26 protein-coding genes are annotated in these 20,613 nt (G+C 41.8%); 20 read left to right on the top strand and 6 right to left on the bottom strand.

Annotation, left to right across the window (positions count from 1 at the left end; genetic code table 11):
- Window positions 1-52 precede the first annotated feature (52 nt).
- Window positions 53-238 carry a hypothetical protein gene (locus V8G47_RS00930; RefSeq protein WP_336198437.1) on the top strand — a complete coding sequence of 62 codons (186 nt, stop codon included), beginning with the start codon at window positions 53-55 and terminating at the stop codon, window positions 236-238.
- Between the two features lie 50 nt (window positions 239-288).
- On the opposite strand, the gene V8G47_RS00935 is transcribed toward V8G47_RS00930, so the two are convergent.
- Both V8G47_RS00935 and safA read right to left on the bottom strand, forming a co-directional pair.
- Window positions 289-726: a hypothetical protein gene (locus V8G47_RS00935; RefSeq protein ID WP_336198438.1), complete on the bottom strand. Its 438-nt coding sequence runs from the start codon at window positions 724-726 to the stop codon at window positions 289-291.
- A gap of 137 nt (window positions 727-863) precedes the next feature.
- Complete coding sequence (gene safA / locus V8G47_RS00940; RefSeq protein WP_336198439.1) at window positions 864-1,493, bottom strand: SafA/ExsA family spore coat assembly protein; 630 nt, start codon at window positions 1,491-1,493, stop codon at window positions 864-866.
- A 232-nt stretch (window positions 1,494-1,725) separates the two neighbouring features.
- Here safA and V8G47_RS00945 point away from each other — a divergent pair, with 232 nt between their 5' ends.
- From V8G47_RS00945 to V8G47_RS00960, 4 genes are read left to right on the top strand one after another with little or no spacing between them, the layout of a single operon-like run.
- Window positions 1,726-1,929 carry a hypothetical protein gene (locus V8G47_RS00945; RefSeq protein WP_336198440.1) on the top strand — a complete coding sequence of 68 codons (204 nt, stop codon included), beginning with the start codon at window positions 1,726-1,728 and terminating at the stop codon, window positions 1,927-1,929.
- 15 nt (window positions 1,930-1,944) lie between these two features.
- Window positions 1,945-2,115 carry a tRNA U-34 5-methylaminomethyl-2-thiouridine biosynthesis protein gene (locus V8G47_RS00950; RefSeq protein ID WP_336198441.1) on the top strand — a complete coding sequence of 57 codons (171 nt, stop codon included), beginning with the start codon at window positions 1,945-1,947 and terminating at the stop codon, window positions 2,113-2,115.
- A 32-nt stretch (window positions 2,116-2,147) separates the two neighbouring features.
- Window positions 2,148-2,912 carry an HAD family hydrolase gene (locus tag V8G47_RS00955; protein ID WP_336198442.1) on the top strand — a complete coding sequence of 255 codons (765 nt, stop codon included), beginning with the start codon at window positions 2,148-2,150 and terminating at the stop codon, window positions 2,910-2,912.
- Entirely contained in the window at window positions 2,890-3,600 is a 711-nt protein-coding gene (locus V8G47_RS00960; protein ID WP_336198443.1) for a nucleotidyltransferase domain-containing protein, read from the top strand. The genes V8G47_RS00955 and V8G47_RS00960 overlap by 23 nt, the downstream gene beginning before the upstream one ends.
- Before the next feature lie 56 nt (window positions 3,601-3,656).
- Here the strand turns inward: V8G47_RS00960 and V8G47_RS00965 are convergent, their stop codons facing one another.
- Complete coding sequence (locus V8G47_RS00965) at window positions 3,657-4,037, bottom strand: sporulation protein (RefSeq protein ID WP_336198444.1); 381 nt, start codon at window positions 4,035-4,037, stop codon at window positions 3,657-3,659.
- Window positions 4,038-4,406: 369 nt separating this feature from the next.
- Here V8G47_RS00965 and V8G47_RS00970 point away from each other — a divergent pair, with 369 nt between their 5' ends.
- The 7 genes from V8G47_RS00970 to V8G47_RS01000 all read left to right on the top strand — a co-directional run bounded on the left by V8G47_RS00970 (window position 4,407) and on the right by V8G47_RS01000 (window position 10,883).
- Window positions 4,407-6,530, top strand: coding sequence for a peptidoglycan D,D-transpeptidase FtsI family protein (locus V8G47_RS00970; RefSeq protein ID WP_336198445.1), 2,124 nt, complete (start codon window positions 4,407-4,409; stop codon window positions 6,528-6,530).
- An 81-nt stretch (window positions 6,531-6,611) separates the two neighbouring features.
- A complete protein-coding gene (locus V8G47_RS00975; RefSeq protein WP_336198446.1) occupies window positions 6,612-6,776 on the top strand; it encodes a hypothetical protein in 165 nt (54 codons plus the stop codon).
- Between the two features lie 140 nt (window positions 6,777-6,916).
- Entirely contained in the window at window positions 6,917-7,483 is a 567-nt protein-coding gene (locus V8G47_RS00980) for a nucleotidyltransferase family protein (protein ID WP_336198447.1), read from the top strand.
- A gap of 121 nt (window positions 7,484-7,604) precedes the next feature.
- Complete coding sequence (locus V8G47_RS00985; protein WP_336198448.1) at window positions 7,605-7,925, top strand: YjdJ family protein; 321 nt, start codon at window positions 7,605-7,607, stop codon at window positions 7,923-7,925.
- Window positions 7,926-8,275: 350 nt separating this feature from the next.
- On the top strand, window positions 8,276-8,686 hold the full coding sequence (locus V8G47_RS00990) for a MerR family transcriptional regulator (protein ID WP_336198449.1): 411 nt from the start codon (window positions 8,276-8,278) through the stop codon (window positions 8,684-8,686).
- Between the two features lie 42 nt (window positions 8,687-8,728).
- On the top strand, window positions 8,729-9,997 hold the full coding sequence (locus tag V8G47_RS00995; RefSeq protein ID WP_336198450.1) for a hemolysin family protein: 1,269 nt from the start codon (window positions 8,729-8,731) through the stop codon (window positions 9,995-9,997).
- A gap of 64 nt (window positions 9,998-10,061) precedes the next feature.
- Entirely contained in the window at window positions 10,062-10,883 is an 822-nt protein-coding gene (locus V8G47_RS01000) for an EcsC family protein (RefSeq protein ID WP_336198451.1), read from the top strand.
- Window positions 10,884-11,005: 122 nt separating this feature from the next.
- Here the strand turns inward: V8G47_RS01000 and V8G47_RS01005 are convergent, their stop codons facing one another.
- Together V8G47_RS01005 and V8G47_RS01010 are read right to left on the bottom strand one after the other, a co-directional pair.
- On the bottom strand, window positions 11,006-11,398 hold the full coding sequence (locus tag V8G47_RS01005; RefSeq protein ID WP_034759385.1) for an SET domain-containing protein: 393 nt from the start codon (window positions 11,396-11,398) through the stop codon (window positions 11,006-11,008).
- A gap of 103 nt (window positions 11,399-11,501) precedes the next feature.
- The gene (locus V8G47_RS01010) at window positions 11,502-12,815 is read right to left on the bottom strand and encodes a D-alanyl-D-alanine carboxypeptidase family protein (protein WP_336198452.1); all 1,314 of its coding nucleotides are present in this window, start codon (window positions 12,813-12,815) and stop codon (window positions 11,502-11,504) included.
- Window positions 12,816-13,076: 261 nt separating this feature from the next.
- On the opposite strand from V8G47_RS01010, the gene V8G47_RS01015 reads away from it, so the two are divergent.
- From V8G47_RS01015 to V8G47_RS01035, 5 genes are all read left to right on the top strand, one after another.
- Window positions 13,077-14,090: a S66 family peptidase gene (locus tag V8G47_RS01015; protein WP_336198453.1), complete on the top strand. Its 1,014-nt coding sequence runs from the start codon at window positions 13,077-13,079 to the stop codon at window positions 14,088-14,090.
- Between the two features lie 112 nt (window positions 14,091-14,202).
- Window positions 14,203-15,108, top strand: a complete 906-nt coding sequence (locus V8G47_RS01020; RefSeq protein ID WP_336198714.1) for an alpha/beta fold hydrolase — start codon at window positions 14,203-14,205, stop codon at window positions 15,106-15,108.
- 12 nt (window positions 15,109-15,120) lie between these two features.
- Window positions 15,121-15,666 (top strand): GNAT family N-acetyltransferase, encoded by a 546-nt coding sequence (locus V8G47_RS01025; RefSeq protein WP_336198454.1) that lies wholly within the window; start codon window positions 15,121-15,123, stop codon window positions 15,664-15,666.
- A complete protein-coding gene (locus tag V8G47_RS01030) occupies window positions 15,663-16,691 on the top strand; it encodes a serine hydrolase domain-containing protein (protein ID WP_442970777.1) in 1,029 nt (342 codons plus the stop codon). Before V8G47_RS01025 ends, V8G47_RS01030 begins: the two co-directional genes overlap by 4 nt.
- A gap of 83 nt (window positions 16,692-16,774) precedes the next feature.
- Window positions 16,775-17,275, top strand: a complete 501-nt coding sequence (locus tag V8G47_RS01035) for a CBO0543 family protein (protein WP_336198456.1) — start codon at window positions 16,775-16,777, stop codon at window positions 17,273-17,275.
- Window positions 17,276-17,366: 91 nt separating this feature from the next.
- On the opposite strand, the gene V8G47_RS01040 is transcribed toward V8G47_RS01035, so the two are convergent.
- Complete coding sequence (locus V8G47_RS01040) at window positions 17,367-17,870, bottom strand: GNAT family N-acetyltransferase (protein WP_336198457.1); 504 nt, start codon at window positions 17,868-17,870, stop codon at window positions 17,367-17,369.
- A 127-nt stretch (window positions 17,871-17,997) separates the two neighbouring features.
- Between V8G47_RS01040 and V8G47_RS01045 the strand changes: the two genes are divergently transcribed.
- The 3 genes from V8G47_RS01045 to V8G47_RS01055 all read left to right on the top strand — a co-directional run bounded on the left by V8G47_RS01045 (window position 17,998) and on the right by V8G47_RS01055 (window position 20,318).
- Window positions 17,998-18,444, top strand: a complete 447-nt coding sequence (locus V8G47_RS01045; protein ID WP_336198459.1) for an HIT family protein — start codon at window positions 17,998-18,000, stop codon at window positions 18,442-18,444.
- Window positions 18,441-19,682 carry an aminopeptidase gene (locus tag V8G47_RS01050; protein WP_336198460.1) on the top strand — a complete coding sequence of 414 codons (1,242 nt, stop codon included), beginning with the start codon at window positions 18,441-18,443 and terminating at the stop codon, window positions 19,680-19,682. The genes V8G47_RS01045 and V8G47_RS01050 overlap by 4 nt, the downstream gene beginning before the upstream one ends.
- A gap of 78 nt (window positions 19,683-19,760) precedes the next feature.
- Entirely contained in the window at window positions 19,761-20,318 is a 558-nt protein-coding gene (locus tag V8G47_RS01055; protein ID WP_336198462.1) for a glycerol-3-phosphate responsive antiterminator, read from the top strand.
- Window positions 20,319-20,613: the final 295 nt, after the last annotated feature.

A 20,613-nucleotide genomic window follows, 5' to 3' on the forward strand; every position in this document is an offset into this window, starting at 1 on the left:
GAAACTCCAGCCACGCTTTATTCGTATAGAGAGATGAAAGGAAGTGGAAAAAATGAAGGATCAAGAATTTATTGATATTGTATTAGGGGACGATGAATCACTCGCAGCCTTGTTGGAAACGATCGTGGACCAAAAGAGGGAAGAACTAGGAACGCATGCCGTTTATGTTCAAGAGGTTATATCTACATATGGCAAAGGCTTCACAGTTATTCTTGAAATCCGCCGCAGCTCTTATTAGATGAAAGAGGGGAGACATCTATGGAAAAGTTGTCTCCCCTGTTCATTGTATTAACCGGAAGTAGCAATGGCACTGAAACTTTCAGGCCCCACTCTGATTGTCCCGACTGCCGTAGCACTTATCAACGCTGAATATACGAGCGGACCACTATCGGGCTTGGGAGGATTGAAATCTGCTCCTGAGAAAGTAATGAGTTGCGGACCGACAATAGACAGGTCCAGTACTTGTTGAGCGGTATATACTGTAGTGATGCCGGTTTGTTCTGTTCCCCGTACAATTCGGATGTTTATACTCGTGGTTACAGGTAATAGGGGTAATTGTACGGCGACATTTCCATTAAATTGCACTCTGATCTGTCCAACAGTGGCCTTTGTTACATCTAGTCCTACAATTCCAAATAGTTCTCCATCACCAATCAGAATTGGAGTCGTGATGCTATTGGCTAGACTTGCATTCTGTGAGGTTCTACCGTCTAAATATATTCCCATAAAGACATTCTCCTTTCTAGCATTCTAGTGTATTTTATGTAAAAAATAATAGATTGCTTGTGCGTTATATCCAGATTGCAGTTTATTGTGACAAAAAAGGACCCCGGTAATATACCGGAGCCTTCAGTTTTCATTTATTATCTTTTTATGAACATTTGGGTCCAATAATGCCCGTACGATCCACCCTTCACGTATCCTACCCCGATTTCTGTATACGTCGGGGAGAGGATATTTTTTCTATGGCCTTCGCTGTTCATCCATGCTTCTACCACTTCAGATGGAGTCCTTTGACCTGCAGCAATGTTTTCACCTGCTGCCTGATAGGAAATCCCGAAATCCTTCATCATTTTGAATGGGGACCCGTATGTCGGGGATGTATGACTGAAGTAGTTCTTCGCAATCATGTCTTCCGACTTATATCGTGCTACCCGGGACAATTCCCAATTTTCCTTCAATGGGGGTAGACCCACTTTTGAACGTTCCATGTTTACGAGTTTCACTACTTCGTATGTATAACTTTCAGCAGTGGCATTTGCTCCTGGGATATTTAAGCTTTGACCAGGATAAATCACATTAGGGTCACTGATCCCGGGGTTTGCTGAAATCAACTCGGATACACCAACATGATGTTTCACCGCAATCTTCCACATCGTATCCCCATAATTGACCGTGTAGGTACCTGCTGCGGCAACCTTAGAAGAATGACCAAACCCAATGACAAAAGTGACAGACAACAATAAGATAGATAAAAGTTTTAAAGTTTTCATAGTTCTATTGAAATATAATTCTGTTAATTTTTAAACAGGTAGTTGTTACCACAAGGAAGGAAACCCGTTTAATCAACATCTAGTAAATTTTACTAGGGTAATAAGACGGTTACTTTATAATCAGGACAGAACAAATAAATCCCATATTATGGTCTTCCTTTGATATACTTATTAGTAAAGATGTTGTACTGATGTTTGGATAGCATAAATACATACTAAAGGAGTGTATTTAATGAACTGGTTAAATTGGAACGACTTTTTAGCACCGTCCAATCCATATGCTGCTGTTCTTTTCGGGATCATCCTCACCATAGTGGTAGCCTTCAGTATTTGGGTAGAAACGCGACAAATACGAACCCTTTTCATTGCAGTGGTCTCAGGTGTTTTGACTACCATCATCGGAGTCGGACTCCTGACGATGGTCGGATTCTATTAGGAAGGATGAAATAATATGAAATCCCTTTTATTGGTCATATTTGGCGCCATCCTGGGATGGGGAATCACGGGTTTTGTTACGGAAGGATTTGAAACAGATTATCTGTTTATCCTGATCATAGGAATCGTGATCGGACACGGTATAGGGCGGAGAAAGGAAAAAGAAGAATTTACAGAATCTATTTGAAAGGCTTGTCTATGAAAGGGAAGTATACTCATATGAAGAATTTATCATTGGAAAGATATCATTTATTGTTATTTGATCTGGATGATACGTTGTTCGATCACTCAGCCGCTTATAAAAGAGGAGTTTATGAGACCATCCATCAGTTCCCTATACTGAAGGAACTCGATCAATTTGAATTTTTGAAGACATTTTCAAACCATAATCATCGTCTATGGCCAAGGTATTCCTGTAACGAGTTGAATTTCCAGGAATTTTCAATCAAAAGAATGGAGAACACTTTGTCAGATTTCAATATAAGCGTCACTCCTGAGGTTACTAACCAGATAGTAAAGACCTTTCAAGCCACCTATCTCCAATCAATCAAACCTGATATAGGGGTCAGGTTGTTCCTATCTAGTTTACAGGAAAAAGTAATGATTGGGATTGTTACGAACGGAACTGCGTTTAATACGTACGAAAAAGTTGAGTGCCTGGAAATATCGGATATTTTTCCTAAGTCCACTGTCATTATTTCTGAGAGGGTCGGTTACTCCAAACCACACGAAGGGATATTTCATCATGCGCTAGATGTCTTTAACTCAGAGGCTAAGAGAACTCTCTTTATAGGAGATAACTACTTCACTGATATTTTGGGAGCGGAATCCATTGGCATGGATACAGTTTGGATAAATAGATATGATTCTGAAGTTCCAAAAGCAGTTCACCCTGCCTATATCATCAAACACGCGTTAGACTTGGAAGAACTCATCATACAGGGAGAAGGGGAGGCTAGATATGATAAGACCATCACCGATTGAAGCCGCAAAGCTTTTCATCCATGAACAATTCCCCACCTGTCAAGCGGCCCTTCTCGGAGGAAGTGTCGTGAGAGGAGAAGAGACACCAACCTCGGATCTTGATATTGTGGTCATCGATGAACACCTCAAAACCGAGTACCGTGAATCCCTTATTTCTCATGGATGGCCGATAGAAGTGTTCGTACATAATTTGAAAACCCTCCGTCACTACTTCCAGTCTGACTCCAACCGGGCCCGCCCATCCATACAAAAGATGGTGTCAGAAGGAATACCACTTACTGGCCACCCCGTCATCGACAGTATCAAACTAGAGGCGAATAAAATGTTGAGGGACGGACCTCCCGAATGGTCGACAGAAACCATTCGGACGAAGAGATATTTCCTCACGGATGCCCTTGATGATTTAATCGGCTCGACGAATAGAGGGGAAAGCATTTTCATCGCAAACTCTATTGGTGAATTGCTTCATGAATTTGTGCTCAGAACGAATCGTCATTGGATAGGCTCTTCAAAATGGATCGTCCGTGCATTACATGAGTATGATCCGCAATTTGCCAAGGAATTTGTAAATGCTTTCGAACACTTCTATAGAAAAAATGACAAAATGGAAATTGTGAGGCTGGTCGATTCTGTTCCTCAAAAACATGGCGGAAGATTATTTGAAGGATTTTCGGTAGGGAAAAGATAATTAAACTATTTAACATTCAAAAGCCCTTCCAAATAGAAGGGCTCACATGTATATCATTATACTAAAATCTGAAATTCATCGTGATCGACGCTGTTGACACCATCGTCAAAGACAAGTCGGGTGACGAACTTATAAGAAACCGTCTCACTGCTTGGTGGAAATGCATCTGAAAGTCTGCACGAAAAGGTAATGGTGCGTTGTTCGTTTGCTTTCATCGTTGATGAGCTTAGTATGGTATTCTGATGAAGCACAGAAGAACGTTTATCGTCGTACTGTAAAAGATCAGTTTCAATCCTCTTCAATTTCTGCTCTACCCGACCGCCGGTGAGTTCATATTCACCCTTAATGACATCTCCAGGTCGAAACTCCTTCTTATTCAATACCAAATCAATTTTTGTAGCCCCAATACCAAACCTGCACATCAGTTTGCTAAACATAACAGCCTTCAACCTCTCAATCATCTAGTTACCAATTCTACGCATTAAGGAGAGCTTTGGTTTCATTAATATCTCTTTGAATACGACTATATTCTAAAAGAAACGGAACCGATTTGTCTATACTCCTTCTTCGACATTTTTCGCAATTCCTAAACATCCCACATACGCATATTAACCCCTTCATTTCACCATCAATACCCAATGAAGTAAGTTTAATGGGATTTATTCCATATAGAGGTAGAAATATAGTCGAAATTTCTATAAAATAGGACTAGAACATTATCATATTTTGGTAAAATACGAGCTTAAAAGGGGTTATACAAATTGAAGGAAAAGAAGAAAAAGAAAAAAACCCATGTCCCATTGAGAATGAATCTACTATTTATTTCGGTCTTTTTTCTATTTTCACTTCTGATTCTTCGCCTTGGAATTGTACAAATCGTGCAGGGAAACCATTATGAAGCAGAAGTTGCAAGAACTGAAAATGTGAAATCCCATAATGGAACACCTCCGAGGGGGAAAATCTATGACCGTTACCGTAATGTCATCGTCGACAACGTTCCACTGAATGCCATTACATACACGAGAACTCAAACGACCAAGCCTAAAGATATGCTGAAGGTCGCTGAGAAATTAGCTGAATTGATTGAAATGAAACCAGATAAAATTACCGATCGTGACCGCCAGGATTTCTGGCTCCTCACTCATCCAGATCAAGCGGAAAAGCTTGTTTCAAAAGAAGAAATAAAGAAGCTGGAAGAGGATGAAGATCTGGCGGAGGATGAGAGGAACAAAAAGATTTACGAAATGCAGCTTGAGAGGATCACTAAAAAGGATATTGAATCATTTACAAAACAGCAAGAGGAAGTTCTGGCGATTTTCCGTGAATTCAATACGGGATATGCCCTTAGTCCGCAGATCATCAAAAATAAAGATGTATCGATGGAAGAAATGGCGAGGGTGAGTGAGCGATTATCTGAAATGCCCGGTGTAAACGTCACTACAGACTGGGAAAGGAAGTATGTGAATGATAATACGCTCAGAACCATTTTGGGGAGGGTTTCCACCTCACAACAAGGGCTGCCTAGCGAACTTGTAAAAGAATATAAAGCTCAAGGGTACGCTTTGAATGATCGGGTTGGAACAAGTTATTTCGAATCTGAGTATGAAAATATACTTAAAGGACAAAAAGAAGAGATCGAGTACATTACGAAAAATGGAAGCGTCCTTGATACACAGCTTGTAAGCGAAGGACATAGTGGTAAGGATGTCGTATTGACAATTGACTTACAGCTCCAGAAAGAAATTGAAAAGATTGTAGAAGAAGAGCTTAGCAAACAAGCCTCAAAATATTGGGAATCCCCATTTCTGGACCGTGCTTTCGTCGTCATGATGGATCCCCACACAGGTGAGATCCTTTCCATGGTAGGAAAGAAGTACGGTAAGGATGAAAATGGAAAGACGGAACTACAGGATTATGCTTTAGGTACGTATACTTCTGAATATGGGGTAGGATCTGCTGTAAAGGGTGCTACTGTGTTGACGGGGTATATGACTGGAGCGTTGAATGTTGGGGATGTTTTGTATGATGAACCGATTAAAATAAAAGGAACTGATACAAAAAAATCATGGTTTAGTGGTACGAGATATTTGAGTGATATACAAGCATTAGAAATTTCTTCAAACGTATACATGTTTAAGACTGCAATAAAAATAGCTGGAGGGGTATACGTCAAGGATCAGCCCATCGATATGGATCCAAAAGCGTTTGATACTATGCGAAATTATTATAGTCAATTCGGGCTTGGCGTGAAGACGGGCATTGATCTCCCAGGGGAAGTCGAAGGGTTAAAAGGTACAGAAAGAGAGCCCGGAAAGTTAATGGATTTCGCCATTGGTCAATATGATTTATATACCCCGATGCAACTTGTACAATATGCATCTACAATCGCCAATGGAGGTTTCAGGATGGAACCTCATTTAATGAAAGAAGTACGGGAACCAAGTCAGGAGAGGGATAAGGTTGGGCCTTTGATTTATGAAAATGAAGCTCAGGTCTTAAATCGAATTGATGCAACGGAAAGACAAATTCAACAAGTCCAGCGAGGCTTCTATCAAGTTGCTCATGGTGCAAATGGAACAGCTAATAATTTTAGGACAGCTCCTTATGATGCCGCAGCAAAATCCGGTACAGCAGAAGCATTTTACTATAGTCCAGAGGAAAAAAGACAATATGATACCTACAACACTACATTAATCGGCTATGCACCATATGATAATCCTGAAGTAGCATTCTCAGTGGTTCTCCCGTATTCACATCAGGATAAAGATCCGTATGTAAACAAAACCATCGCCAAAAGAGCTATGGACAAATACTTCGAATTAAAAAAGCAATATGAAAAACAAGGCTACTATAACTCTTCAACAGAAGAGAAAGTCCGTAATGCCGATGAGCTTGAAAACACAGAAGCTCCGGAAACAACTGAAGAGTAAATTCTGACCAATATGAAACCTGCAGCTTTTTCAAACGTATGTATATGTAAGGAAAATATTCCTTATGGAGGTGTAGTGAACATGCTATGGTGGATTATAGGAATTGCCGTTGTGTTCGGTATAGTAAGTAGTCTCCTTAGACGTAAGTTCTCCCAAAATACATTCGAAGCCGGTAATCAACACGAAAGGCAACTGCAGGAAGTAGAACGTGTGAAAGCGAGCAGCTGGTTTAACGGTGGGCAGTGATAGGATAAATGCCAGGAAAAGTTTCCTGGCATTTTTTTTGACAGATTGACGGGTGAGCCCGTAACCAATACATAAAGGTAAATGAATCAGATATTAAAAGGACTTCGTAGGTATTTAAAAATGAACAAGGAGGGAATAACATGATCAAGTCAGAACATGATATATTGGAGCTCGTTAAAGAAGATTCATGGATGATGGAAATCCTTCAAACAGCACATAAACTGCACCTGCCTGACTGGTGGATCTGCGCAGGGTTTGTAAGGACGAAAGTGTGGGATACCCTGCATGGGTACTCAGAGAGAACGAACTTGCCAGATATTGATGTCGTGTATTTTGATGCTTTCAATACAGATGAACAATTTGAGAAATGCGTAGAATCCCGATTGAAGGAGGAAGCTCCTTCCGAACCGTGGTCTGTGAAAAACCAGGCAAGGATGCATAGTAAAAATGGAGAAGCGCCATATACCTCCACGCTTGATGCCGTTTCCCGTTTTCCGGAGACTGCCACCTCTATTGCTCTTAAGCTGAATGAGAAGAACGAGCTTATCTTGGCAGCTCCATGGGGCATAGAGGACTTGATTTCTCTACAAATAACGCCGACACCACCATTTAAAGAAAAAGAGGCATTGTCTTCCATATATAAAAAAAGAGTGCTGGAAAAACAATGGGATACAAAATGGCCAAAGGTGAAAGTTCATGGTATCTGAATTGAGGGACGGACCTCAATTTGGTACTTTATGACGGTATTAAACCCTTGGTATGAAAGGATTTTCTTACATAAAATAGAGCAATTATTGAGGTCCGTCCCTCAAAGGAAAGGAGAAGGTTATGTCTATTAGGTATTGGTCACAAGTAGGAATCGGTTTGCTTGTCTTTGGTTTTTCGACTCTGGTTAGTTGGTATGAGGGGAGTGCTTTGTTGGATCATTCCTGGGAGTGGAGGTATTCGGCTCCTTTTAGTGAGATGGTTCATGGAAGAGTAACGGGTTCGAATGATATTGTAGCCCTTGATTTCTTTGTATATGCCGCGAAGTTCTCGCCACTCTATCCGGGGGTGATGATCACCAGCGCCAGCTATCTTTTCATACTGATTGGATTTGGGTTATTAAACAAACAGGTTTCCGGATTTCCCTCGCTCTACTTGGCGTGATCTACCTTGCTTTATGTTATGTCATTTCCTCATCACCTACAGCGGGTGGAAACACATTATTCTGGTTGTTCTTATCCGTGGGAGTATTGATGATAGTGGCATCGTGCGTCATTCACCTGGTTCCATCCTTACGATTAAGAAGGCCTTACTACCATAGTTAAATGGGATGGACCTCAAATAGAGGGACGGACCTCAAAATACTACATTATTTCAGGGGGGAATCCCTTATAATAAAGCATTTACACCCATAAAATAGATGGATTTTTGAGGTCCGTCCCTAAACCGTAACGTTTAACTGTACGGTTTTATTAAAATGCAGTATACTAATCTAGAGGTGATAACTTGGGAAGTTGTATCGGATAGGCGAGCTGTCGAAGTTAAGTGAAGTATCCAAGCGAACGATTGATTATTACACGAAAATGGGTTTATTAAAATGCGACAGGTCCCGTAATAATTATCGATATTATCATGAAGAGGCATTGGCTGATTTGAAACTGATCGAACAATGTCAGCAGATGAAAATGACCTTACATGAAATAAAAGATCGTATGATTTTATTGAAATCCAATCAGGTGGATCAATCCGTGCTTGAAAAGCAGGTAAAACATATACGAAATGAAATGAAGCATTTGCATAATGAATTACATGAAGTCCTGCAGGCGATGGACACATTAGGGGATGAAGACCGCAATCGCATGTTGAAGCAGGTTTCACCACAGGCGTTAGCCTTATTTCAAACATTAATGGTTTTTTCTGGTTAATCCAGCATAATAGATAAGCAACTACAGGAGAGTGACTTTTTTTTGGACGATATACCACTGAATTCATTAGTATTACTGGGAGCATTAATCCTTTTATCTGCCTTTTTCTCATCGGCGGAAACGGCTTACTCAAGCGTAAATAAGATCAGACTTAAGAATTTCGTAACTGAAGGAAGAAGAGGAAGCATTAAAGCACATTATATTGCTGAGAATTTTGATAAAGCCCTGTCTACGATATTAGTCGGAAACAATATCGTGAACATCGCGGCAGCAAGTATTTCAGCAAAGCTTGCGACAGATATTTTCGGAGGGAACACGGGTCTGGTCATCAGTACGTTTGTCATGACGCTGTTAATTCTGATTTTCGGAGAAATCCTCCCGAAATCATTAGCTAAAGAAAACGCAGAAACGTATTCCCTGACCATATCCGGCGTGCTTTTTTTCTTAATCAAGGTCCTTACACCGATCAACTTCTTTTTTATTAAATTAAAGGAGTTGGTATCGAAATTCTTCTCGAAAGATCATGAGATGCCTTCTGTCACAGAGGAAGAGTTAAAGGTGATGCTTGATATTAGTGAAGAAGAAGGAGTCATCGATAAAGAAGAAAGGGAGCTGATTCACCGCTCCATGGATTTTGATGATATCCTTGCAACCGAGGTTTTGACCCCAAGGATCGATGTGATGGCCGTGGAAGTGAATCAGCCAATCGAAGAAATCAAAGAAATGTTCTTTGAAGAACGTTTTTCTCGGATTCCTGTATATGAGGATCACATCGATAACATTATCGGAATCCTCTCGGAAAAAGAGTTCTTTACTCACTTGATCAAGTTCGGTGAAGTAAACATACGGGAATTGATTCGTGAACCAATGTTCATTTTTGAATCTGTTAAAATCTCTTCGCTTCTTACTAAGCTTCAAAAGAACAATGTGCATATGGCCATTGTAGTGGATGAATTTGGTGGAACCACCGGAATCATTACCCTTGAAGATATCCTGGAAGAGATTGTAGGGGAAATATGGGATGAGCAGGATGAGAAAACTCATTCCATGAAGAAAATCAGCGATAAGGAATATCGATTTGATTCCCAATATCAATTGGATGAATTTACAGAGTTACTCGACGTACCGGAGCCTGAAAGCTCTTACCATACACTTGGGGGATGGGTCGTAGAAAGCTTTGAAGACCTTCCATCAGAAGGTGACAGCTTCGATTATGAAAACTTAAAGGTGAGCGTCGAAGAAGTGGATAACCGCCGGGTACGTACAATTAAAGTGGAGATTATAGAAGAAAAAACCGGAGACCTGGTTTAAAATACGTTAAAAAAAACAGGCTTAGATGCCTGTTTTTTTATACGCAATCGAAAGGAGCTGTAACATGCGTCAAGAAGAAACGAAAGAGGTCCTTTTAAAGGAACTTGAGATTGTCAATGAATGGGCAGATGATCAAAAAGGATTGTGGTTCTGGGAGAAGCTCGGCAGGATTCCATTTATGATTCTTGATCGAATCACCCCTCAAATGGTACATAATAAAATCGGACAAGCCTTGGATGAAATAGGGAGCTATATACAAAAAGGCGGGAGTCATCTCACAAGTGAGAAGGAAGTCTTAAATCGATTCATCAAAAAAACGGGAGAGTCTGATTTAACTCTAAAGAACATTGAAGCTCTTCCCCTTAACTATATGGATCAAGTGAGCGAAGGAATTGTGGATCTCAGGAAAAAGGTGGCGATGACTCAAGGTGCCACTACAGGGATCGGTGGTTTTCTGACATTAAGTATCGATATCCCATTCATTCTGGGCATATCACTCAAAACCCTTCAAGAAATTGCCTTGTGCTACGGTTATGATCCCAATGATCAAGAAGAGCGCATTTTTATCATCAAATGCCTCCAATTTGTTTCATCTGACATTGTGGGTAAACAAGCTATATTACAAGAACTGGAGGACTTTAATGGGGAGAAGAAGGATAAAAGAGAGCAAACCCTTTCCCAACTGCAGGGGTGGAGGGAAGTGATGATCAGCTTTCGTGACAACTTCGGATGGAAAAAACTCTTTCAAATGATTCCCATCGCAGGTATCCTATTCGGTTCCTTCATCAACAAATCCATGATCAAAGACATAGGCGAGACTGGTCGCATGCTCTACCGTAAAAGAAGGATCCTCGCAAAGCTGGAAGAGGGACGGACCTCGAATTAACATACCATTTCCATGAGGAATTCAGGTTTCATGCGGATTCTTAATCACATATGGAGCATTTATAGAGGTCCGTCCCTTTATAAATCCAAAAAGGGACCTCCCACATGGAAGTCCCTTTTTCTTTATTCTTCTTCATTCTTATCTTTATTAAACCAAAGCGGCTCATCATTATCCACTTCGCCATTGTAGTTAATAAGCAGTTCTTCTCCGGCTTGAATATCTTTATAAGCATAAAAGTCGAAAGTATGATTATCAAAATTGATTTCGTAAACCGTATTCGGTGTATATGAATGGTTGAATAACATTCCGTATCCTAATAGAAGTGCTGTGTGGTTGATTCCGTATTCAAATACATAATCCGCCAGGAACGTCTTCTCGATATGCTCATGTTCCTCGTTTGGGTATGGGATGACTGGTGCTTCATGAACCAGTTCTCCTTTGGCTATATCTCTTTTTGCAAAAACTCCACGATTCAAATCTCCGTCGCTAAGAGACGATAGTTTTACTTCGATCATTATGCCACCTGCTTTCTAAATCCTTGACTAAATAAGTTTGACACGAACGGGATAGAAAAGCAAACACTAAATCTACCCCGAACATTAACGGTTTACCTATCCGTTAGAAAATATCACCAAAAAAATCTTGGATGCCGCGTGCACTACGGACAATCCAGCTCGCTTTCTTTACGGATTCTGCAGCATAAACGTCCACCTTATAAGCTGAGGACTTCTTGTCGAAGATATATTCTTCTTTTTCATTTGTTTCGATGACCAATTCCCCGATTTTTTCTCCTTTTTCAATAGGAGCTTGAAGGGACCCATCCTCGTTGACTTTATTATCATCGAGATCCAGTGTGGTTTTCACCTTGTCTTTCTCTTCATCCGTTAGGCGGATAGAGAGGGGTTTGTCGACTTTGATTGTCACTTCCTGCTCTTTCCCGTTTGGAACCGGTATGGTATGCTTCTTTTTCTTTTCGATGCTGTCCAAGTCATAAGTTACAGTCTTAAATTCATCAAAGCCGTAATCGAGGAGTTCCCTTGCTTGAATAAATCGTTCTGCACTGCTTGGCTGTCCATACTCATCCTTGGCGTCAAGAATGACCGTAATGTAACGGACCCCATTCCTCTTTGCCGTCCCGGTAAAAGTGGAACCGGCAAATGGAGTCGTACCGGTCTTAAGACCGTCTGCGCCCTTGTAGTGATAGGATTTCCCCTTTAATAGGCCATTTGTGTTTTTCATAAGAAGTTCTTCACTTGTCCCGGCTCTGAATACTTTAGACGTGAGACTCGATGTTTCCAATACTTCCGGAAAATCATGAATGAGGTAATAGGCTAGGGTTGCCATATCTTCCGCTGAAACCACATTTTCGTCATTCACATCGGTTCCCTCAGGATACATCCCTAGCATGTCGTAGTTACTGAGCCCCGAGGAATTGACGAATTGATAATGTTCAAAGCCAAGTTCCTTCGCCTTGGCATTCATCATCTTCACAAATTCCCCTTCAGAACCTGCCACAACCTCAGAAAGCGCAATCGCGGCACCATTGCCGGACTTGATGACCATGGCGTCATACAATTCCCTAACCGTATATTCTTCATCTGCTCTCAAAGGAACATTGCTCAATCCGGGGGCATTGGCTAATTGATAAACTTTATCGCTTACTTTATACGTTTGATCCCATTTAATTTTTCCCTTTTCAATCGCTTCTAACACAAGGTACTCCGTCATCATTTTCGTCATGCTCGCAATGCCGAGTGCCTTGTCCTCATGTTCACTATAAACAATCTTTCCTGTATCTGCTTCTACTAATATTGCAGCATCTGCATTGATTTCTACTGTAGATTTACCATGCGCCGTCTGCTGAAAAGGCGTCATGGCCATAAATGATATCATCAAAACCGCCAGGCTTTGTTTCACCGTCTTCTTTTCCAAAATAGTACCTCCATAAAACCAATTTTACGCAACCAAATCATTCTACCATACAAACCTAACAAACACCCCAAATCCCATGAACCTTTTCAAATCGTTCAAATTATTGTAAATAATTGTTGTACTGAGGGACGGACCTTCATCTATCAATCTGGGTTTACCATAATATGAACGGAGAAGGTCCGTCCCTCTAAATGGAAAATAATTCTTGTCCCCTTTCTACCAATCTGGTAAAATCGGGTAAACCACTGGGAGGGGATAGAGATGATTACATATCCATTACTTAAGAAACATTCTACTGTGGGCTTGACCGCACCTTCTTCTGGCGTGCCACATGAGCTCCACGATTTATTGAAGAAAGCGATAGCTAAAATGGAAGAAGCCGGGTACACCATAGAGTGTGGTGAAACCGTGTGGAAGCAGCACAAAGCAAAGTCTGCTCCTGCTCACGAGAGAGCAGCCGAATTAAATAGAATGCTTCAGGATGATTCGATTTCACTCATCACTCCGCCTTGGGGAGGAGAGCTCCTCATAGAAGTCCTCGATTTAATCGATTATCAACAAATCAAGCCTAAGTGGGTGCTCGGGTATTCCGATATCAGTGCCCTCTTACTTGCATTAACTTTAAAGACAGGGATGGCCACGGCACACGGGACCAACCTCATTGACTTGAGAGGAGAGGCAACTGATCCTACAACTAAACAATGGGAAAGTGTCCTCACAACAGATAAAGGCTCTTCGGTCACGCAATACTCATCCCAGAATTATCAAAAAGAATGGAATCATGAAAAGCCCTCACCACATGTATTTCATTTAACGGAGCCCACGGTCTGGAAAACCATTGGAAATGGGAAGGCAGAAATGGAAGGCCGAGTCCTCGGAGGCTGCATCGATGTAATCAGGAACCTTATCGGCACACCTTACGGGGATGTGGCTTCCTTCATGGAGAAACATATAGTCGATGAGCCGATTATCTGGTATTTCGAAAACTGCGAGATCAATACGGCAGATTTGCGCCGTACACTCGTACAAATGAAACTAGCAGGATGGTTAGACCATACTTCAGGGCTGCTATTCGGAAGAAGTGCCGCTAATACTCCAGTGGACGGCTATACAGCAGAAGATGTTTATCATGAAATCGCCAACGAGTTACAAATTCCGGTTGTGTATGATATCGACTGTGGTCATCAGCCGCCACAGATTACATTTATCAATGGGGCTTACGGAAAAGTAGAAGTCCATAATGGAAAAGGGAAGGTAACACAAACCTTCCGATAAACATTCAATTAGAGGGACGGACCTTCATGATGCAGTAGCAGTTTACCATAATTATATGTATGAAGGTCCGTCCCTCTTAAAATAGGAGGTTTAAGTAATGAAAGCAAATATGATGACGATCCGGGGAAAGGGTCTTCATGTAGAAACGTACGGATCTATTGAGAACCCGGCTTTGTTGTATTTACATGGTGGACCGGGGGAGAGCTGTTATGATTTCTCGTTTCATCAGGCTAAGAGACTCCGAAAGGATTTATTTGTTGTCGCAATCGACCAGCGGGGTGTCTGCCGGTCGGATGCCATTGAGGAAGGAGAGCCCTTTGGCTTTCAAGATCTTGTTGAAGACTGTGAAGCACTGAGGAGGGAGTTGGGGATTGATCGCTGGTCTGTCCTGGGGCATTCATTTGGAGGTTTCCTTGCTCTTGCGTATGGATCACAGTATCCAGACTCCATCGACAGCCTTATCTTTGAATGTCCGACATTCGACTTCACCCTGACTTCCAAGGGACTGCTCAAGAAAACGGCTGGCTTATTCGGAAAGTATAATCAACCCGAGCTTCAAGATAAAGCGATGAGTCTTGTGGATAAAGAGCTTTCCCCGAAAGAATTCACGGAAATCTATATGAGCCTCAGCGACGAACTCAAAGAACACAGAATGGAAATCTACACCCATAATTTTGATAACCCTACAGACTACTATACTACTTATACGGATGAAGAGTGGGATACCTTCTACGACCGTTCGGATTATCATTACCAACTTCTTCGTGAAGAAGGGATCATCTTTTCTAACTTTTTAGAAAGGATTAAAACCATCGAAACCCCCATGCTCCTTCTAACAGGGGAGTATGACCCGGTCACATGTGATGAACATATTCACACGTTTCAACGGGATGCCGTAAACGGTGAAAGGGTCCATTTTAAACAAAGCGGGCACACACCGCATTACGAAGAAGCAGATCACTTCTCAGAAGTGGTGATGAGTTTCATGAATGCCACTAATCTTACAAAACAAAGATAAGGAGAAATGAATATGTTTACCTATCAATTGAGCGATGAACTGGAATTAAGACTACTTGATGTACAAGACGCAGAAAGGTTATTCGAACTGACAGAAGGATCCCGCTCCTATTTACGCGAGTGGCTGCCTTGGGTTGACTACTCAAAAACGGTGGAGGATTCAAAGGAGTTCATTCAGGCGACCCGCTTAGGTTTTGCCAATAATAAGAGTTTGACGACTGCGATCATTTATCAAAATGAAATCGTCGGTGTAGCGGGTTTCAATGAACTGAATTGGTCTAATAAAGTCGCCTATATTGGATATTGGCTGGGTGAAGGCTATCAAGGGAATGGAATCATGACGACCGTTGCAAGAGGGTTGACGAGCTACGCCTTTGATTATTATAAAATGAATAAAGTCGAAATAACCGCTGCTGAATTTAATCAACGGAGTCGAAGCATCCCTGAAAGACTCGGATTTGTGGAAGAAGGGAAGCTGAGACAGAGGGAATGGCTCTACGATCACTATGTAGATCATATTGTCTATGGTATGTTAGCGGAAGAATGGGGAAGAAAGTGAAGGGAATCGAACACCGTGCAGAGGAACTGATCTCCTGGGTGGAAGATATCAAAGAGAAAAATGGAAGCTCTGCTGGCGCACTTTATATCCTTAAAGATAATCATGTAGTGGTGGAGCATTATAGTGGACGTCACTCCCACGAAGAGGACGCGAGGAATGTCCAAGCCGATTCACAATTCAATGTGGCTTCTGCCAGAAAGAGCTATTTAGGACTTGCCGTTTCCTTTGCGTTGTTTGACAAATACATCGAGAGTCTGGACGATCCGATTTCTAAGTATATGCCTGAATTGGATCCTGAAATGGTGATGGGTACGACCATCCGGCACTTTGTCACTCATTCCCACGGACTTCATATCGATGAGAAGGGGAATTGGTACAGGGAATTCATGGCAGGGACCGGCTGGGCTTATCGAAACGCCGGAGTGGAGATCATGACCGAATTGATTCAGCGACTTTACGGAAAAGGGTTTCCTCAGCTATTGGAAGAACGGATATTTTCACGTATCGGATTAAAAGAAACGGGCTGGCGGACAGAACCTTCAGCAAGCCTTGTGAACATTATCGAAGAAGTAACGGAACCATCTCTTTCCGGACTGGGGACGACCAATGATGGTAAAGAAAAAAATCTATTCGTTTCCCCACGGGAATTTGCCTTATGGGGACAACTGCACTTGCAAAAGGGCAGGATGAACGGTGAACAGGTTGTTCCACCTCAGGTGATCGAGTTATCTACCTCGATACAAAATGGTGCCTATGATGACTCGTCCCTTCCAGATAACGGCCTTTTCTGGTATGTACAAGGAGATGCGCGGGCGAGAAGTGAAATGGGGGAACGGGTACCCCGTGGTTCGTATCAAATACTTGGAGTGACGGGACCAACGCTTCTTGTCATCCCATCCTTAAACGTTGTGGTAGCAAAGATGTATAATAAGCGCTATAACTACGGTGGGGAAGACTACCTTCATTATCTAAGAGAGTTCAGCAACGAAGTAGCGGATTTATTTACTGACAGTCAGCAGCCATGACAATAAATCGGATCTGGGAATGAATTTCCAAATGGAAGGGTACACTATGATCAATCATTTGTATCATACTATGGGGGGATCCCATGTTTCATATTGCCGTGATTGTATTGATTGTTCTTAGTTCCTTGAAATGGGGATCTTGGAGTAGGTGGAGGGAGTTTCTTCCCACCATCTACTATTTTAGTTTTTTCAATATGTTTTATCAGTATCTCAGCTATACAGTAAAGGCCGTGTGGGAATTAGACGGTTTTTTTGTCAATATGTTTGTGACGGATACGCTTTATACAATGGTTGCTTACCCTTGCCTTGTCGTTCTGTTTTTGAGCCATTATCCTGAAGAATGGAGAACCAAGGTCGTCTATTATCTAAAATATATCGGTGTTGCAACGTTGACTGAATGGGCTGCGGGGAAAACCGACTCCATAGATTATTTTGAAGGATGGAATCTATGGTGGACGGTGCTCTTTTATTGCATTATGTTCCCAATGCTACGCCTTCACTACCTGAATCCTGTTAAGGCCTTTATTGCATCCATTTTCGTGGTGACTTTTCTATTGATCAGCTTCGATTATCATGTATTATGAAAAACGGTGAATCTCTTTTTTGAGACACACCGTTTTTAAAATGATGAAAAAAATGACTCCCGGCACCGTCTCTTTTCCAATCAAAGCAGCACTATAAAAACATAACCATTAACTCTTCATCGTAATATTCCTCATTATATTTCAATGCTCTTTTTTCAGTTCCATATGGTTTGAATCCACACGAGTGATAAAGTCCTTTTGCCGTTTCATTGGTGGTGACGACTGTGATCATCAGCTGTTCAATGCCTTCTGTTTCCTTTGCAAGGTTTATGGCCGCTTCCAGCAGTCGTCTTGCCAATCCTTGCCCCCTTTGTGCCGGTGTGACATACATTGCATAAATGGAAGCTTTATGGTTCATTTTCAATGCCGTTTCCCTTACCATCGTAACTGCCCCTGCCAGTTTTTCTTCAACAAAGCAGCCAAACGTGAAACTTTCTCCGCTTGCAAACCTCTTTTTTGTCATTTCAATAGGATTTTGACGCTCAAGTGCCTCTTCATAGCTGCTGCCAAAGCTTGAAGGACTCTGCTTTAGCATTTCTAACCTAAGGTTCCAATAATCCTTTGCATGTGTTTCATTAAGTAATGTAATTTCCATTATTTTCAGATATCCCTTCCACTTCGTGATATGATGATAGGAGAAATGCAGTGATTTCCCTATGCTACAATGTTCGACACATTTTAAAAAAAACCTTTTAAATCCACTGTTCAATGGAGGAGTTCGAATGAAGGATTGTCTTGGGTGCCGACTTTCAAATCAGGAAGAGAAAGTACATATCATATATGAGAATGAATTTGTCACATGCATACTGGATCATGCTCCCCACCATGCAGGTCATACACTGATCCTGCCAAAGAAACATAAGGTGGAAGTTACAGAAATGGACGAAGAGGAAAGTCTCTCTGTGATGAGGGCATCACAGCTGGTTGCACGTACCATCCATGCATTATATGAACCGAATGGAGTGACAATTTGTCAAAATGGGGGAATCTTCAATGAATTAACACATTATCACATGCATGTCATTCCACGAAATGAAGAAGCAGATCATTTTGGTGATATGTTTTATGGACATGTTCAGGTAGAAGAACCATCCGAATCGTTGAAGGAAACACACGAAAAAATGAAAACATACATCACTGGATTACTGGAACAGGAGAATTCAAAATGACTATACATAAAGAATTTCAAGATAAAGTAAAACAATATGCAGAGCTGGCGGTCAAGGTCGGGGTGAATGTGCAAGAAGATCAACCACTGTGGATCTCGGCACCACTCGGAACGGAAGACTTCGTTCGCCTTGTGGTGAAGGAAGCCTATCTTGCAGGTGCAAGAATCGTCCATGTTCAATGGTATGATGAAGAAATTATGAGAATGCATTATGAATCGGCACCGGATGATGTGTTTTATGAATATCCGAGCTGGCTGGCTGCCGCTCATGAATGGGTAGTTGATCTTAAAGGAGCGTTCCTGCAAATAGAGGCCAATGATCCGGATCTTCTGAAAGGTATCGATCCTGACCGGATCATGAATTTCGAGAAAGCGAGTGGGGATGCCCTTGATCGATTCTATGAAGCGATTGAAAAGGATGAAATCAGCTGGTCCATCGTCGCCATTCCCTCACAGAAATGGGCGGATAAAGTGTTCCCTGAACTCCCAGCATCAGAAAGGGTATCCAGTCTTTGGGAACGGATTTTCACTTCGGTCCGCATCGATCAACCAGACCCTGTTTCAGCATGGAAGACTCATATCCAAACCTTGACAGATAAAGCCACCCAACTCAACTCACTAAAGTTAGAAAGCCTTCACTACAGCGCGATAGGGACGGACCTTTCCATTAAACTGCATGAAGACCATATTTGGCTAACAGGCGCAAGCAAGACCCCACAGGGGACAGGTTTCATTGCCAATATGCCGACAGAGGAGGTATATACAGTTCCTGTGAAGACAGGAGTGAATGGGACCGTTACTAGTACCAAGCCACTTGCTTACAATGGAAATGTAATAGACGGATTCACTCTCACATTTGTTGACGGGGAAATTAAGGAAGTCTCCGCTGAAGAAGGAGAAGAAATACTACGTAAATTAATCGATACCGATGAAGGGGCAGCTTACCTGGGAGAGGTGGCGCTTGTCCCTCACCATTCACCCATCTCAGACTCCGGTGTCTTATTCTTTAATACTCTGTTTGATGAAAATGCATCAAATCATTTAGCGATCGGTTCCTCGTACCCGACATGTATGAAAGATGGAAACATATTATCTGACGAGGAACGGGAAGAAAAGGGTCTCAATGAAAGTGTCGTTCATGAAGACTTCATGATTGGTTCAGGTTCTATGAATATTGACGGAATTTGCCGCGATGGTAAAAAGGTTGCCATTTTCCGAAATGGCAATTGGGCGATATGATACGAATAGATATACAGAACTATGATATAATTTCTCCTTGGGAAAAACCTGCATATACCTATTAAGGAGTGAAAGACATTGAGTTTTGAAGGTCAAAACATATTGCCTGCCATAAGGTCCATGAAGGACTTTGATAAAATGCTCGAAACCTCTTTCCAGTACGGTGTCTTCCTCGACCTTCATGTCGGGATGCTGAAAAGTGTTTTTGAATATGCCCGTAACGAAAATCGTAATATGTTTTTGCACATGGATCTCATTCATGGTTTATCGAGTGATGAATACGCTGCGGAGTATGTCTGCCAGGAAATCAAACCTTATGGAATCATATCCACTAAGGGGAACGTTATAAAAAAGGCGAGGCAAAAGGGCGTATATGCCACCCAGAGAATGTTTGTCATAGATTCGAGCGCCATGAACCGCAGTATTGAATTAATCCAAAAGACGGATCCGGATTTCATTGAGGTACTTCCCGGTGTGATTCCGAAAATCATTAAGGAAATATGCTCCAAGACTGGAAAACCCATCTTTGCCGGCGGGCTCATAGATACAGTGGAAGAAGTGGAAGCGGCACTTGAGGCAGGAGCGACGGCAATTACTACCTCTGATCGGGTCCTTTGGAAACATTTTGACAGATAAAAAATCAAGAAAACCCATTGACACCGCTTTCATAGTGGAGTAATATGAATGACAAGTTAATACGTTGTGAAAGAGATGAAGAGACTCACGTGAAGTGCCCGCAATTGATGGGTATATTCCGTGAGTCTCTTTATTTTTGATTCAACGGGCTCTGATGACATGGTGAGTGACTGATAGGATTATGACATGCATTTATGGGGTAAACGAGCTAAAAAGCCCCGTAAAAGCCTGAAAATCGATGGTGCTGCAAGCTCTTCATGTATGGAAACGATTGATGATATCAGCTCATAGTGGT

It is taken from the genome of Rossellomorea sp. LJF3, assembly GCF_037046045.1.
Taxonomy (GTDB): Bacteria; Bacillota; Bacilli; order Bacillales; family Bacillaceae_B; genus Rossellomorea.